Below are 14,332 nucleotides of genomic sequence, written 5' to 3'. Positions count from 1 at the left end.
GGGTACCCGATGTAACCCTTGCGTTATATAACTCACAGTGCAAATATCGGTGCATGGACGTGATGGACGCGCTCGGCGACCCGGTGCGGCGGCGGCTCGTCGAGCTGCTCGCCGAGGGCGGGCGGAGCGCGGGCGACCTCGCGGACGCCGTGGGCGCGGAGTTCGGCATCAGCCAGCCCGCCACGTCGCGGCACCTGCGCGTGCTGCGCGAGACGGGTGTCGTCGAGTCCCGCGCGCAGGGCCCGGTGCGGCTCTACTCCGTGCGCCCGGAGCCGCTCGCCGAGGTGGAGCGCTGGGCCCGCGACGTGCGTCGGTACTGGGAGCCCCGGCTCGACGCCCTCGCCACCGAGGTCGCCCGTGGCGCACGGCTGCGCCGCCTCGCGTCGACCGCCCCGGCCGACCGGCCGGACGAGGAGCACGGGAGGAACCCATGACCGAGAGCACCGACGTGCGCGGCGTCCTGACGTCGACGCCGGCCGGCACCACCGTCCGCTTCGAGCGCCGGTACGCGACCGACGTCGACGACCTCTGGTCGTGCCTCACCGAGCCGGACCGCGTGGCCCGATGGCTCGGGCCTCTGCTCGGCGACCTGCGGGTCGGTGGCCGGTTCGAGGTGCGGATGGGTGACGACGTCGACGACTCGCCGCAGAACGCCACGGGCGACGTGCTCGTGTGCGACCGCCCGCACCGGCTCGACGTCACGTGGTCGTTCCCCGGGGAGCCGGTCACCCGCCTCTCGGCGACGCTGTCCGGCGACGACGGTGCGACCGTGCTCGTGCTCGAGCACCACGACCTCGGGGAGCGGGCGGCCCGGGGCTACGGCGGCGGGTGGCACACGTGCCTCGACCGCCTCGACGACCACCTGGCCGGCCGTGACGTCCGGTCGTGGGACGAGCTGTTCGGTGTGCGACAGGCCCTCTACCGCACGGACGCGGCCGGCTGACCGTCAGCCGACGGTCGCGCTGGCCACGCCCGAGGGCAGGTCGACGTCGACGCGGTCGCCGCGCACGAGCTGCCGTCCGCGCCGTGACTCCGGCTCGCCGTTGACGGTCACCGCGCCGTCGTCGAGCAGCTCGCGCGCCTGCGCGCCCGTCTCGGCGAGGTCGGCGAGCTTGAGGAACTGGCCGAGGCGGATCGAGTCGTCGGCGATGGGCACCTGCGTCATGGCAGCAGTCTGCCGCGCCGGCGGGCGCGACCGGTGCGTGGGCGCACCGGAAAGGGGAGGCGTCCGCTCGTAGACTCGTGGCCGTGATCACCCGAATCGACCTGCGCGGTCGCGTGCTGTCCCGTCGTGAGCTCCTCGCGGAGCTGCCTCGCGCGGAGGTCGACGTCGAGCACGCCGCGGAGGCGGTCGCGCCGATCATCGCCGCCGTGCGCGAGCGCGGAGCCGCGGAGCTGCGCGACCTCGCCGAGCGGTTCGACGGCGTCCGGCCGCAGCACGTGCGCGTCCCGGCCGCGTCGGTCGCCGCCGCCGTCGACCGGCTGGACCCGCAGGTGCGCGCGGCGCTCGAGGAGACCATCCGCCGCGTGCGCCAGGTGCACGCCGCCCAGCGGCCCGACGACTTCACGGTCCAGGTCGCGCCCGGTGCGACGGTCCGGCAGCGCTGGCTGCCCGTGCGCCGTGTCGGGCTGTACGTCCCGGGCGGTCTCGCGGTGTACCCGTCGTCGGTCGTCATGAACGTGGTCGCGGCGCAGGAAGCGGGTGTCGGGTCGCTCGCGGTCGCGTCGCCGCCGCAGAAGGACGAGGGCGGGCTGCCCGACCCGGTCGTGCTCGCCACCTGCGCGCTGCTCGGGGTCGACGAGGTGTACGCCGTCGGCGGTGCGCAGGCGGTCGCCATGTTCGCGTACGGCGCCGCGGGGTCCCAGGACGAGGACGGCGCGACCCTGTGCGAGCCCGTCGACGTCATCACCGGACCCGGCAACGTGTACGTCGCCGCCGCGAAGCGCCTCGTGCGCGGTGTCGTGGGCATCGACGCGGAGGCGGGCCCCACCGAGATCGCGATCCTCGCGGACGGGACGGCCGACGCGAACCACGTCGCCGCCGACCTCGTCTCGCAGGCGGAGCACGACCCGCTGGCCGCCGCCGTCCTCGTCACGCCGTCCGTCGAGCTCGCGGGCTCGGTCGAGGCGAAGCTGGTCGACCGCGTCGACGCGACGCGGCACCGCGAGCGCGTGACGACGGCGCTCACCGGGACGCAGTCGGCGATCGTGCTGGTCGACGACCTCGACGCCGGCCTCGACGTCGTGAACGCGTACGGCGCCGAGCACCTGGAGATCCAGGCCGTCGGTGCCGCCGAGCTCGCGGACCGCGTGACGAGCGCGGGCGCGGTCTTCGTGGGGCCGTACTCGCCGGTCTCGCTCGGCGACTACATGGCGGGGTCGAACCACGTCCTGCCGACGGGCGGGTGCGCGCACTTCGCGAGCGGGCTCGGCGTGCACTCCTTCCTCCGGGCCGTCCAGGTCGTCGAGTACGACGCGGACGCGCTCACGGAGGTGGCCGACCGCATCGTGGCGCTCGCGGAGGCCGAGGGTCTGCCGGCGCACGGCGAGGCGGTCCGCGCGCGTTTCTGACGTGCTCCGCGCGCACGTCCGCGACGGCCGGTGCCCTCTGCCGGGCGCCGGCCGTCGCAGTCCGTCTCAGGCGGTGCCCGTGCCCATGTCGAGCACGACCCGGCCGTCGACGCGCCCGTGCTCGAGCTCGTGCAGCACGGTGTTCACGTCGGCGAGCGGCCGGACGGTGAACGTCGGACCGACCTTGCCCCGCGCGAAGAAGTCGAGCGCCTCGGCCATGTCGACGCGTGTCCCGACGATCGAGCCGCGCACGGTGAGGCCGCGCAGCACCGTCGAGAAGATGTCGAGCGGGAAGGCGGCGGGCGGCAGCCCGACGAGCACGACCGTGCCACCGGACCGCAGCGACCCGACGGCCTGCGGGAACGCCCGCTCGTCGGCGGCGGTCACGAGCGCGCCGTGCACGCCGCCGGTGAGCTGCTCGACCTGCGCCACCGGGTCGTCGACGTCGCGGACGTTCACGCCGACCTCGGCGCCGTGCTTGAGCGCGAGGTCGAGCTTCGCGTCGTCGACGTCGACCGCGACGACCCGGCGTCCCATCGCGACGGCGTACTGGACGGCCAGGTGTCCCAGCCCGCCGATCCCGGACACGAGCACCCACTCGCCGGGCCGGGTGTCGGTCTGCTTGAGGCCCTTGTAGACGGTCACGCCGGCGCACAGCACGGGAGCGGCGGCGGCGGGGTCGACACCGGGCGGGATGATCGGGCAGTACCGCGAGTCGACCAGCATGTGCTCGGCGAACGACCCGTCGAGGCTGTACCCGCTGTTGCGCTGCTGCGGGCAGAGGGTCTCACGGCCGGACACGCAGTAGGCGCACTCGCCGCACGCGGACGCGAGCCACGCGTTGCCGACGCGGTCGCCGACCGCGACCCGCGTCACGCCCGTGCCGAGGGCCACGACGGTGCCGACGCCCTCGTGGCCGGGCACGAACGGCGGGACGGGCTTCACGGGCCAGTCGCCGCGCGCGGCGTGCAGGTCGGTGTGGCAGACGCCGGAGTACTCGACACGGACGAGCGCCTGGAACGGTCCGGGTTCGGGGACCGGGATCTCCGTGACGTCCAGGTCACGGGTGAACGAGCGGACCACGGCCGCGTGCATCGTGCGCATCAGCGTCCTCCTCGACGGTGCGCGGTGCCCGGGGGTGCGAGCACCGGGGGTGTCGCACGTGCGTGACGTGCCACCTCTTCGACGGTAGGTCGCCGGGGACCGGCCGCGGTGGGGACGTTGGTCCCCACCCTGCGGACGCCCGAGCCGGTCGCGCGCGGCCGCTCCCTAGAATCGGTGGCGTGACCGCCGACCTCGCTCGTCCCGCGCTGCCGCTGCGACCCGAGCTCGCCGGGCTGGAGCCGTACGGCGCGCCCCAGCTCGACGTGCCCGTGCTGCTCAACGTCAACGAGAACCCGTACGCGCCGTCGGACGCGGTGGTCGAGGACGTCGCCCGCTCGGTGGCCGAGGCGACGCGCACCCTCAACCGCTACCCGGACCGCGACTTCGCGGCGCTGCGCGCGGACCTCGCGGACTACCTCGCGGTCGAGTCCGGCGTCCGCGTGGCCCCCGAGCAGGTGTGGGCGGCCAACGGGTCGAACGAGATCATGCTGCACGTCCTGCAGGCGTTCGGCGGTCCGGGGCGCACGGCCCTGTCGTTCGCGCCCACGTACTCGATGTACCCGGAGTACGCGCGGGACACGTCGACCGCGTGGGTCGAGGGCCGCCGCGCGGAGGACTTCAGTCTCGACCCCGACGCCGCGCGTGCCGCGATCGAGCAGCACGCGCCGTCGGTCGTGCTGCTGGCCAGCCCCAACAACCCCACCGGGACCGCACTGCCGGCCGCCACGGTGCGCGCGGTGCTCGACGCCGCCGCCCGCGTGCCCGGCGGGTGCGTCGTCGTCGTCGACGAGGCGTACGGCGAGTTCCGTCGCCGCGGCACGCCGTCGGCGCTCGAGCTGCTCGCCGACCACCCGCACCTGGCCGTGAGCCGGACCATGTCCAAGGCGTTCGGCCTCGCGGGCGCGCGCGTCGGCTACCTGACGGCGTCCACGACGCTCGTCGACGCGCTGCGCGTCGTGCGGCTCCCGTACCACCTGTCGGCGGTGACGCAGGCGGTCGCCCGGGCGGCGCTGCGCCACGCGCCGGCGCTCATGGCCCAGGTCGGGTCGCTGCGCGACGAGCGCGACGCGCTGGTCGGGTGGCTGCGGGCGCGCGGGCTGCGCGTCGCGGACTCCGACGCCAACTTCGTCCTGTTCGGCACGTTCGACGACCGGCGGGCCGTCTGGCAGGGTCTGCTCGACCGCGGCGTCCTCATCCGTGAGGTCGGGCCGCCGGGGTGGCTGCGGGTGTCGGTCGGCACACCGCAGGAGACGGCGGCGTTCAAGGACGCCCTGACGCAGGTCGCGGGACTGGCCGCGACCGGCAGCGAGGAGGACCGGTGAGCACTGGCACGACCGCGGCCCCGCGCACGGCGCGGGTCGAGCGCACGACGAGCGAGTCGAGCGTCGTCGTCGAGCTCGACCTCGACGGCACCGGCCGGACCGACATCTCGACGACGGTGCCGTTCTACGACCACATGCTCACCGCGCTCGGCAAGCACTCGCTCATCGACCTCACCGTCCGCGCGACGGGCGACACGCACATCGACGCGCACCACACGGTCGAGGACGTCGCGATCACGCTCGGCGAGGCGCTCCGGCAGGCGCTCGGCGACAAGCGCGGCATCTCCCGGTACGGCGACGCGACCGTCCCGCTCGACGAGGCGCTCGCGCAGGCCGTCGTCGACGTGTCCGGCCGCCCGTACCTCGTGCACTCGGGCGAGCCCGCGGGGCAGGAGTACCACCTGATCGGCGGTCACTTCACGGGCTCGCTGACGCGGCACGTCCTGGAGTCGATCGCGCACCACGCGGCGTTCAGCATCCACGTCCGCGTGCTCGCGGGCCGCGACCCGCACCACATCGTGGAGGCGCAGTTCAAGGCGCTCGCGCGTGCGTTGCGGTTCGCCGTGGCGCTCGACCCCCGGGTGGACGGCATCCCGTCGACGAAGGGCGCGCTGTGACCGACCAGCCGACCGGGCGGACGCCCGACGAGCCGGACGACGTCGTGGTGCCGGACGACCTGTCGTCGCTCCTCGACGGCACGACGGAAGCGGCGGTCCCCGACGACGCGTCGTCCCTGCTCGACGGTCCGGCCGAGCAGCCGCCGGCCCGGCCGGACACCGCTGCCTCGACCGACACCCCCGTCGTCCCGGACGACCTGTCGTCGCTGACGGACGGCGGCACCGAGCAGCCCTCGGTCGCGCTCGTCGTGACGCAGGTCGCGGCCGCGGCGCCGCTCGCCGCCGCGTGCGCGCTCGCGAAGGTCGACGTCGACGCGGTCCCGTCGTCGGTCGGTGCGATCGCGGTGCTGCGCGACCCGGCGAGCGGCCCGGCCGGCGCGGAGGCGATCTCCCGCTTCCTGCGGACGCTGCCGGTCATCCTCCTCGAACGGCGCGAGGGCCAGATCTCGGCGGGCCGGTGGACCGGTGGGGAGCGGGTCGCGGACCTGCCGCCCGGGCTCGTGCTGTCCGACGCCCCGTCGGTGCTCGAGGACCTGCTGCTCGGTGACGCGGCCGCGGCCGACGTCCCCGGCGTCGTGTCGAGCGTCGGCATGTCCCGGTGGCAGGCGATGCGCGCGCTCGCGGCGGGCCGCAAGGGCCGCTGAGGGGCCGTCTCGTCGCGCGACCGCGACCCGCGTCGTGCACGCGTGCCGGGTACCCTGACGCGGTGTCCACCCCCCGCGTCGTCGTGCTCGACTACGGCTTCGGCAACGTCCGCTCCGCGGTGCGCGCGCTCGAGCGCGTCGGCGCCCAGGTCGAGCTGACGGCAGACAAGCACGCCGCGACGGAGGCCGACGGGCTCGTCGTGCCGGGCGTCGGCGCCTTCGCCGCCGTCATGGGCGGGCTGCGTGCCGTGGGCGGCGACCAGGTCGTCGACCGCCGCCTCGCCGGAGGCCGCCCTGTGCTGGGCATCTGCGTCGGGATGCAGGTCATGTTCGCGGAGGGCGTCGAGCACGGCGACCGCACCGACGGGCTCGGCGAGTGGCCGGGCGTCGTCGACCGACTCGAGGCCGACGTCGTGCCGCACATGGGCTGGGCGACGGTCGAGCCCCCCGCGGGCAGCACGCTGTTCCACGGGCTCGAGGACGAGCGTTTCTACTTCGTGCACTCGTACGCGGCGCGGTCGTTCCCGCTGACCGACGAGGAGCAGAGCGCCACGCCGTTCAGCGCACCGCTCGTCACGTGGGCCACGCACGGCGACCGGTTCGTCGCGGCGGTCGAGAACGGCCCTCTCGCCGCGACCCAGTTCCACCCCGAGAAGTCCGGCGACGCGGGCGCACAGCTGCTGACCCACTGGGTCGACTCCCTGCGCTGACCCCGACCGGCACCGAACACCGCACCACCTCCCGGAGGACACCCATGACCGACCGCCTCGAGCTGCTGCCCGCCGTCGACGTCGCCGACGGCCAGGCCGTCCGCCTCGTCCAGGGGGAGGCCGGCTCCGAGACCGGCTACGGCGACCCGCTCGCCGCGGCGCTGGACTGGCACACCGGCGGTGCCGAGTGGATCCACCTCGTCGACCTCGACGCCGCGTTCGGGCGCGGCTCGAACGCCGACCTGCTCGCCGAGGTCACCCAGGACCTGTCCGGCAAGGGCGTGAAGATCGAGCTGTCGGGCGGGATCCGCGACGACGCGTCGCTCGCGCGCGCGCTCGGGACCGGCGCGACGCGCGTCAACCTCGGCACGGCCGCGCTCGAGGACCCGGAGTGGACGGCGCGCGTCATCGCCGAGCACGGGGACCAGATCGCCGTCGGCCTCGACGTGCGCGGCACGACGCTCGCCGCGCGCGGGTGGACGCAGGAAGGCGGCGACCTGTGGGAGGTGCTCGCGCGCCTCGACGCCGCCGGCTGCGCCCGCTACGTCGTGACCGACGTGACCAAGGACGGCACGCTGCGCGGCCCGAACGTCGACCTGCTGCGCGAGGTGTGCGCGCGCACCGACGCGCCCGTCGTGGCGTCCGGCGGCGTGTCGAGCCTCGACGACCTGCGCGTGCTGCGCGAGCTCGTCCCCGTCGGCGTCGAGGGCGCGATCGTCGGCAAGGCGCTCTACGCCGGCGCGTTCACGCTGCCGGAGGCGCTCGACGTCGCCGGCCGTCCCTGACACCCCGTGAGCACCGGCCGCGCGCTGCCGCCGTCGTCGCCGTTCGCGGGTGACGACGGGTCCGCCGACCCGCGGGTCGCGTCGGCGCTCTCCGCGTACGGCCGGGGCGACGGGACGGTCGCCGGTGTGGTCGACGCGCTCGCGGGCACGCGCGTGCTGGTGCCGGTGCTCGCGGAGCTCGAGGCAGCCGACGTCGTGGTGCACGACGGCCACGCGCACACGGTCGACAAGGAGGCGTCCGCGGGGATCGTGGCGCTGCGCACCCCGGACGGCCGCACGGCCCTGCCGGTGTTCACGAGCGTCGCGGCGATGGCGGCGTGGCGTGCCGACGCGCGACCCGTGCCGACCGACGTGGCGCGCGCGGCCCTGTCGGCGGTCGACGAGGGCTGGGAGGTGCTCGTCGTCGACGCGGGCGGACCGGTCACGGTCCTGGTGCCTCGTACCGCGGTGTGGGCGCTCGCGCAGGGGCAGCCGTGGCGGCCCGCCGTGGTGGACGGCGCGGTCGACGGCGAGGTCGCCGACGCCGTGCGCCGGGCGCTCGCCCCGGTCGGCGACGTCGTCGAGGTCACACCCGTGCCCGGACGGCGGGCCGAGGTCGCGGTGGTCCTGGGACTCGTCCCGGGGCTCGACCGGGCACGCCTCGACGCCGTGCTCGCGCAGGTCAACGCGGCGCTGGCCGCGGACGACACCGTGACGTCGCGCGTCGACTCGCTCGAGCTGCGCGCCCGCGCGGCGGGCTGACCCGCCGACACGGCGCGGCCCACCGGGCGCACCGCGCGCCGGGGGAGCCCGGCGGGGTCAGTGCCGGCGGCGCAGCGCCCAGGCGAACGCGAAGACCGTCACCGCGGTGGCCGCGACGAGCTGGCCGCCGAGGATCACCCGGTTCAGGTCGAGCGTCGGCCGCCACTGCACGCCCGACTGGTCGACGACGAACACCCCGACGGCCTTGACGTGCGCGGCGTACCCGCCGCCCCCGCCGTGCCCGCCCCCGTGCCCGTGGTGCGGCTCCGGGTCGCCCGTGCGGCGCCCGAACGCCGGCGCCGACGGCAGGTCGCCCTCGCCGTCACCGGCACCGAGACCGACCGCACCCGAGACCCGGGCCACGGGGATGACGAGCGTGCCGTCGCGCTCGTACGCCTCGCCGAAGACCCGGCGGACGGTGAGGTTGTCGTTGGCGGCACCGGCGAGCTGCGTCGGGTCGAAACGAGGTGCGTCGGACATCCGGTCCTCCGTGCGTTCTCGGTCGGTCAGGGCAGGTCGAGCGGATCAGGTGCAGGTGGGTGCGGCCGCGAAGGCCGACTCGTCGTCCAGCATGGCGCGCAGGGTGCTCACGGGCACCACGAAGCTGTGGCCCTCGGCGTCCTTCGCGTAGACGACACCGACGACGCGGCCGTCCTCGTCGAGGACCGCGGAGCCCGAGCTGCCCGGCTCGACGGGGGCGTCCGTCACCAGGACCTCGCCGAGGTTGACGTTGAGGGGGTCGGTCGTGGCGCCGAGCACCGTGCCGGTCGTGATGGTCAGCCGCTGCCCGAGCGGGTACCCGACGACGGTCACGGCGTCGCCGGTCGCGGGGTCGGCGTCGGCGAGCTCGGGCGCGGCCGGCAGCGGTTCCGCGGTCCGGACGATCGCGAGATCGGCGAGGCCCGCCGTGCTGGCCGCCGTCGCACCGACGTCGCGCCCGTCGTAGGTGCTCAGCTGCAGCGCGGACGAGTCCTCGACCACGTGCCGGTTCGTCACCAGCGTGTTCGCGTCGATCGCGAAGCCCGAGCCCGTCGACACGGAGCCGCACCCGATGTTGCGGATGCGTACGGCCATGCGCTGCGCGGAGTCGAACCCGTCGGGCGACAGGTTGCCTGAGGAGGTCGGCGCGGGCGCGGGCGCGCGGCTCGGGACGACGCTCGTCGGCACCGGCGCGGGCATCGCCGGCAGGACGGCGCACCCGCCGACCGACGCCGCGAGCGCGAGGCCGACGACCGCTCGCAGACCAGGGCGCGTCACCGGTCGAGCTCGCGCTGCAGGGCCGCGTTGGCGTCGGTCGCCGCACCGCACACGCGGTCGACGTCGTCGGCGAAGCGCTGGAGGTCCGCGGGGTCGTACTGGTCCGCCTCGCGCAGGTACCCGATGAGCCGCTGCTGGCCGTCGATGCAGTTCGCGAGCGCCGTCGCGACCTGGCCAGCGGCCTGTGAGACGCGGGCCTGGTAGTCGGCGAGCTGCTGCTGCGACGCGCTCGTGTCCCCGAGCCGGGCCTTCTCGTCGGCGAGCTCGGTGATGCGCTGCTGCGCGGTGGCGAGCTGCGTCTGGGTGTCGGTGAGCTCCGCCTGCGCGGCCTCGAGGTCGGTCTGCGCCTGCGCCAGCTCGGTGCCGTGCGTGCGCGCGAGGTCCTCCCACTGCGACGCCGTCCGCTGCCACGCGGTCGTCGTGCGGATCAGGTAGACGGCGAGGACCGCGGCCACGACGACGACCGCCACGAGCGCGATCGTGAGCGCGACGACGCCGCGACGGCGCGCGGGTGCGCCGGGTGCGACCGCACCGGTCCCCGTGACCGGGGGCGGCGGCACGACCGGCGGCACGACCTGCGGCGCGGTCGGGTTCCACGGTGCGGGCGGTGGCGGTGCGGGCGGTGGCGGCGCGGCCGGTGCGCCCGCGGCGGCCGACCCGGGGGTGGGCCGCGGGGCCGGCGCCTCGTCGGCACGCACGGGCGGCAGGGGAGCGGTCGGCGCGGCCGTCGCGGGCGGCAGGGGAGCGGTCGGCGCGGCCGTCGCGGGCGGGACCGCCGGTGCGTCGGACGGGCCCGGCGCGCCGGCGCCCGCTCGTGGGGTCTCGGGCCAGCCGGCGGGGGCGTTGTCGGTCGGCATCGCCCCAGGATACGAGCGCCCCGGGACGCGGGGATCGACCGTTCCGGGTGAGCCGGCGCCGGTCGCGGGGGTTCGTCCGGTCCGTCCGGACGCGAGCGGTCGAGGCGGTCGTCCCCGTGCCCCGCCCGCTCGCCCGGCGCCTGATATTCGGTCGGAGCACCGTTCGCCCCGGGCGACAATGGACCCCGTGTCCCGCTTCCCCTACGGCGCCCTGCTGCGCCTCCCGGGGGTGGGGCGGCTGTTCGCCGTGTCGTTCGTCGCCCGCATCCCGCACGCCATGACCGGCGTCGTCCTCACGCTGCACGTCGTGACGGCGCTCGACCGCGGCTACGCGCAGGCGGGGCTCGTCGCCGGCGCGATGACCGTGGGGATGGCGATCGGCGCCCCCTGGCGCGGGCGGCTCGTCGACAGGCTCGGACTGCGCCGCGCGATCGCGCCGTCGATCGTCGTCGAGTCGGCGGTGTGGGTCGTCGCGCCGCACCTGTCCTACGAGGCGCTCGTCGTCGCCGCCGCAGTCGCGGGACTGTTCCTCGTCCCGGTCTTCTCCGTGACGCGGCAGTCGCTGTCCGTCATCGTCCCGCTCGCGCAGCAGCGGTCGGCGTTCGCGCTCGACTCGGTCGCCGTCGAGGTGACCTTCATGCTCGCGCCGGTGCTGGGCGTCGTGCTCGCGACCCAGGTGTCGACGTCCGTGGCGCTGACCGTCGTCGGCAGCACCACGGTGCTCGCCGGCGTCCTGCTGTTCTGGGCGAACCCGCCGACGCGCTCGGCGACCCCGCTCGACGCCGCGCCGGCGGTCGGCGGTGCGCGCGCCCGCGTGCTCGGGCCCGACCTCGTCGTCGTGCTGCTCGCCGCGCTCGCGGCGTCGTTCGTCCTCATCGGCACCGACGTGTCGCTGGTCGCGGCGCTCAACGACGAGGGGCGGGCGGCCGACGTCGGCTGGATGATCGCCCTCTGGGCGGGCGGCTCGGTCGTCGGCGGCCTGGTGCACGGCGCCCGGCACCGCTCGCCGTCGCCGCTCGCGCTCGTCGCGATCCTCGCGCTCGCGACCGTGCCCGCCGCCTTCGCGCCCGTCCCCGTGTGGCTGGCGCTCGCGGTGGTGCTCGCCGGGCTCCCGTGCGCGCCCGCGCTGTCGTCGATCAACGCGACGCTCGTGCGGCTCGTGCCGGAGCACCGCCGCGGCGAGGTCATGGGCTGGAGCGGCACGATGTCGACCGTCGGCAACGCGCTCGGCGCACCGCTGTGCGGCTGGGTGATCGACCACGGCACGCCCGGTCACGGGTTCCTGACGGCCGCGGCCGTCGGCGGGTCGGTCGCGGTCGGCGGCCTCGTGGTCCTGCGGGTCGCCGCGTCCCGTCGCGGTGGCCCGGCGGACGGCCTCGTGCAGCCTGCGGGCGACGGCGCCGAAATGCCGGCGTCGCGGACGGGCGACCCGGCCGACGCCGAGCCCGCGCTCGTGGCCCCGCGTGGGACGCTCGCGACCGAGGGCGTGGCCGCCAAGGACCCGGCGGCCGTCTGACGTCGGGGTCTGACCCGGGACCGTCGTGCGCAGGCGGTCGACACAGCCCGGTCGCCTCGGTGGCCCGTGCGAGGCTGTGTCGCGGTGTCGCCCGGGTGGCCGCCCGACTCCCGCGGTCGGACGACCGCCGTCAGACGACCGAGCCGGTGAACTTCTCGCCGGGACCCTCGCCGGGCGCGTCGGGGATGACGGACGCCTCACGGAACGCGAGCTGCAGGGTCCGCAGACCGTCGCGCAGCGACCGCGCGTGCTGGTTGCCGATGTCGGGCGCCGCGGCCGTCACGAGCGCCGCGAGGGCCGTGATGAGCTTGCGCGCCTCGTCGAGGTCGAGGTACTCGGCCCCGGCGCCGTCGGGGCCGTCCTCGGCGAGCCCGCACTTCACGGCGGCGGCGCTCATGAGGTGCACCGCGGCGGTCGTGATGACCTCGACGGCCGCGACGTCCGCGATGTCGCGCGTCGCGCCGGTCACGGCGCCGTCCGCGCGGTCGGCGTCGTCGGGGGCGTCGGCGGTGGGGGAGTCGGTCATGGTCCCGATCCTCTCACCCGGCGTGCGTGCCCCCGACCGTGCGCCGACGTGACGAGGCCCCGTCCCGCCGGGCGGCAGGACGGGGCCTCGTCGTGTCGGGCGTGCCGGTCAGGCGACCGGGACGCTCGCGGTCGCCGGCTCGCCGGTCTCGACCGGCGCGGTGCCGGTGAGAGCGGCGCGGAGCTGGGCGCCCAGGCCCGCGTCGACCTGGGTCCAGTACTGGATCGCCCGCTCGCGGATGTCCTCACGGCGCACCCCGCCGACGTGACCGGTGATGGTGTCGAGGAACCGGGCGCGCGCGGCGTCGTCGAACACCTCGCGGTAGAGCGTGCCGGCCTGGCCGAAGTCGTCGTCCTCGGCGTGCAGCGTCGCGGCCGCGCGGACCATCGCGCCGTCGGACTCCCAGCCGCCGGACTCGCCCGCCCGCGCCGGGTCGGCCGCGGGGCCGCCCACCGAGTTCGGGGCGTAGACCGGGACGTCGGGCGCGGGGAACGCGATCCGGCCCTGGCCGTCCTTGGAGTACGAGTGGACCTCGGCGTGCGGCGCGTTGACGGGCAGCTGCGCGTGGTTGGTGCCCACGCGGTACCGGTGCGCGTCCGCGTAGGAGAAGATCCGCGCGAGCAGCATCTTGTCGGGGCTGGCACCGATGCCGGGGACGAAGTTCGACGGCGCGAACGTCGCCTGCTCGATCTGCGCGAAGTAGTTCTCGGGGTTGCGGTTGAGCTCCATGACGCCGACCTCGATCAGCGGGTAGTCCGCGTGCGGCCACACCTTCGTCAGGTCGAACGGGTTGAAGCGGTAGGTCTTCGCGTCCTCGTACGGCATGACCTGGACCGACAGGGTCCAGCGCGGGAAGTCGCCGGCCTCGATGTGGCCGAACAGGTCGCGGATGTGGTGGTCGGCGTCGGACCCGGCGAGCTGTGCCGCCTCGTCCGCGGTGAGGTTGTCGATGCCCTGCTGGGTCTTGAAGTGGTACTTCACCCAGAAGCGCTCGCCCGCCGCGTTGACCCACTGGTACGTGTGCGAGCCGAAGCCGTCCATGTGCCGCCACGACGACGGCAGGCCGCGGTCACCCATGAGCCACGTGACCTGGTGCGCCGACTCGGGCGACAGCGTCCAGAAGTCCCACTGCATGTCGTTGTCGCGCAGGTGCGAGCCGGGCAGGCGCTTCTGCGAGCGGATGAAGTCGGGGAACTTGATGCCGTCGCGCAGGAAGAACACCGGGGTGTTGTTGCCGACGAGGTCGTAGTTGCCCTCGGTCGTGTAGAACTTCAGCGCGAACCCGCGCGGGTCGCGCCACGTGTCGGGCGAGCCGTTCTCGCCGGCGACCGACGAGAAGCGCGCGAGCATCTCGGTCTGCACGCCCGGCTGGAACAGCGCCGCGCGGGTGTAGGCGGAGACGTCGCCCGTGGTCGTGAACGTGCCGAACGCACCGCCGCCCTTGGCGTGCACCACGCGCTCGGGGACGCGCTCGCGGTTGAACTGCGCGAGCTTCTCGACGAGGTAGTGGTCGTGCAGGACGATCGGGCCGTCGGCGCCGACGGCGAGGGAGTGCGCGTCGGAGGCGACGGGGGCGCCGCTGTTCGTCGTCGTCGGGGGCACGTGAGACATGGGTGTCCTCTCCAGGGTGGGTGGTGCGACGGGCGACCCGGGTACCGGGTGCCCGTCAGGGCCGGCGTGCC

Annotated in this window: 17 protein-coding genes; 10 read left to right on the top strand and 7 right to left on the bottom strand. The window is 75.5% G+C overall.

Going from position 1 to position 14,332, the window contains the following annotated elements:
- Window positions 1–53: 53 nt before the first annotated feature.
- Together OOT42_RS11910 and OOT42_RS11905 are read left to right on the top strand one after the other, a co-directional pair.
- On the top strand, window positions 54–434 hold the full coding sequence (locus OOT42_RS11910) for an ArsR/SmtB family transcription factor (RefSeq protein WP_273651425.1): 381 nt from the start codon (window positions 54–56) through the stop codon (window positions 432–434).
- Window positions 431–943 (top strand): SRPBCC family protein, encoded by a 513-nt coding sequence (locus tag OOT42_RS11905; RefSeq protein WP_273651424.1) that lies wholly within the window; start codon window positions 431–433, stop codon window positions 941–943. Before OOT42_RS11910 ends, OOT42_RS11905 begins: the two co-directional genes overlap by 4 nt.
- 3 nt (window positions 944–946) lie before the next feature.
- On the opposite strand, the gene OOT42_RS11900 is transcribed toward OOT42_RS11905, so the two are convergent.
- The gene (locus OOT42_RS11900) at window positions 947–1,165 is read right to left on the bottom strand and encodes an RNA-binding S4 domain-containing protein (RefSeq protein ID WP_273651423.1); all 219 of its coding nucleotides are present in this window, start codon (window positions 1,163–1,165) and stop codon (window positions 947–949) included.
- A gap of 83 nt (window positions 1,166–1,248) precedes the next feature.
- On the opposite strand from OOT42_RS11900, the gene hisD reads away from it, so the two are divergent.
- Window positions 1,249–2,571, top strand: coding sequence for a histidinol dehydrogenase (gene hisD, locus OOT42_RS11895; RefSeq protein ID WP_273651422.1), 1,323 nt, complete (start codon window positions 1,249–1,251; stop codon window positions 2,569–2,571).
- Window positions 2,572–2,637: 66 nt separating this feature from the next.
- Here the strand turns inward: hisD and adhP are convergent, their stop codons facing one another.
- Window positions 2,638–3,666, bottom strand: a complete 1,029-nt coding sequence (gene adhP / locus OOT42_RS11890; RefSeq protein WP_273654830.1) for an alcohol dehydrogenase AdhP — start codon at window positions 3,664–3,666, stop codon at window positions 2,638–2,640.
- A gap of 188 nt (window positions 3,667–3,854) precedes the next feature.
- On the opposite strand from adhP, the gene OOT42_RS11885 reads away from it, so the two are divergent.
- The 6 genes from OOT42_RS11885 to OOT42_RS11860 all read left to right on the top strand — a co-directional run bounded on the left by OOT42_RS11885 (window position 3,855) and on the right by OOT42_RS11860 (window position 8,494).
- A complete protein-coding gene (locus tag OOT42_RS11885; protein ID WP_273651421.1) occupies window positions 3,855–4,997 on the top strand; it encodes a histidinol-phosphate transaminase in 1,143 nt (380 codons plus the stop codon).
- Window positions 4,994–5,614 (top strand): imidazoleglycerol-phosphate dehydratase HisB, encoded by a 621-nt coding sequence (gene hisB / locus OOT42_RS11880; RefSeq protein WP_273651420.1) that lies wholly within the window; start codon window positions 4,994–4,996, stop codon window positions 5,612–5,614. The genes OOT42_RS11885 and hisB overlap by 4 nt, the downstream gene beginning before the upstream one ends.
- A complete protein-coding gene (locus tag OOT42_RS11875) occupies window positions 5,611–6,258 on the top strand; it encodes a hypothetical protein (RefSeq protein ID WP_273651419.1) in 648 nt (215 codons plus the stop codon). Before hisB ends, OOT42_RS11875 begins: the two co-directional genes overlap by 4 nt.
- Window positions 6,259–6,320: 62 nt before the next feature.
- A complete protein-coding gene (gene hisH, locus OOT42_RS11870) occupies window positions 6,321–6,968 on the top strand; it encodes an imidazole glycerol phosphate synthase subunit HisH (protein WP_273651418.1) in 648 nt (215 codons plus the stop codon).
- Window positions 6,969–7,012: 44 nt separating this feature from the next.
- Window positions 7,013–7,753 (top strand): bifunctional 1-(5-phosphoribosyl)-5-((5-phosphoribosylamino)methylideneamino)imidazole-4-carboxamide isomerase/phosphoribosylanthranilate isomerase PriA, encoded by a 741-nt coding sequence (priA, locus tag OOT42_RS11865; protein ID WP_273651417.1) that lies wholly within the window; start codon window positions 7,013–7,015, stop codon window positions 7,751–7,753.
- A 6-nt stretch (window positions 7,754–7,759) separates the two neighbouring features.
- Window positions 7,760–8,494, top strand: a complete 735-nt coding sequence (locus tag OOT42_RS11860; RefSeq protein WP_273651416.1) for an SseB family protein — start codon at window positions 7,760–7,762, stop codon at window positions 8,492–8,494.
- A gap of 57 nt (window positions 8,495–8,551) precedes the next feature.
- On the opposite strand, the gene OOT42_RS11855 is transcribed toward OOT42_RS11860, so the two are convergent.
- The 3 genes from OOT42_RS11855 to OOT42_RS11845 are packed head-to-tail and all read right to left on the bottom strand — an operon-like array spanning window position 8,552 to window position 10,608.
- Window positions 8,552–8,974, bottom strand: coding sequence for a spore germination protein GerW family protein (locus OOT42_RS11855; RefSeq protein WP_273651415.1), 423 nt, complete (start codon window positions 8,972–8,974; stop codon window positions 8,552–8,554).
- Between the two features lie 45 nt (window positions 8,975–9,019).
- Window positions 9,020–9,751, bottom strand: coding sequence for a S1C family serine protease (locus OOT42_RS11850; protein WP_273651414.1), 732 nt, complete (start codon window positions 9,749–9,751; stop codon window positions 9,020–9,022).
- Window positions 9,748–10,608, bottom strand: a complete 861-nt coding sequence (locus tag OOT42_RS11845) for a hypothetical protein (RefSeq protein WP_273651413.1) — start codon at window positions 10,606–10,608, stop codon at window positions 9,748–9,750. Before OOT42_RS11845 ends, OOT42_RS11850 begins: the two co-directional genes overlap by 4 nt.
- A 178-nt stretch (window positions 10,609–10,786) precedes the next feature.
- Here OOT42_RS11845 and OOT42_RS11840 point away from each other — a divergent pair, with 178 nt between their 5' ends.
- The gene (locus OOT42_RS11840; protein ID WP_273651412.1) at window positions 10,787–12,124 is read left to right on the top strand and encodes an MFS transporter; all 1,338 of its coding nucleotides are present in this window, start codon (window positions 10,787–10,789) and stop codon (window positions 12,122–12,124) included.
- A gap of 130 nt (window positions 12,125–12,254) precedes the next feature.
- Here the strand turns inward: OOT42_RS11840 and OOT42_RS11835 are convergent, their stop codons facing one another.
- Together OOT42_RS11835 and OOT42_RS11830 are read right to left on the bottom strand one after the other, a co-directional pair.
- On the bottom strand, window positions 12,255–12,650 hold the full coding sequence (locus tag OOT42_RS11835) for a DUF1844 domain-containing protein (protein ID WP_273651411.1): 396 nt from the start codon (window positions 12,648–12,650) through the stop codon (window positions 12,255–12,257).
- Window positions 12,651–12,758: 108 nt separating this feature from the next.
- Entirely contained in the window at window positions 12,759–14,261 is a 1,503-nt protein-coding gene (locus OOT42_RS11830; protein WP_273651410.1) for a catalase, read from the bottom strand.
- Window positions 14,262–14,332: the final 71 nt, after the last annotated feature.

This window comes from Cellulomonas fimi, from assembly GCF_028583725.1.
GTDB classification, from domain to species: domain Bacteria; phylum Actinomycetota; class Actinomycetes; order Actinomycetales; family Cellulomonadaceae; genus Cellulomonas; species Cellulomonas fimi_B.
Note: the sequence above shows the minus strand (reverse complement) of the source record. Positions and strands in the feature narration are given on the sequence as shown.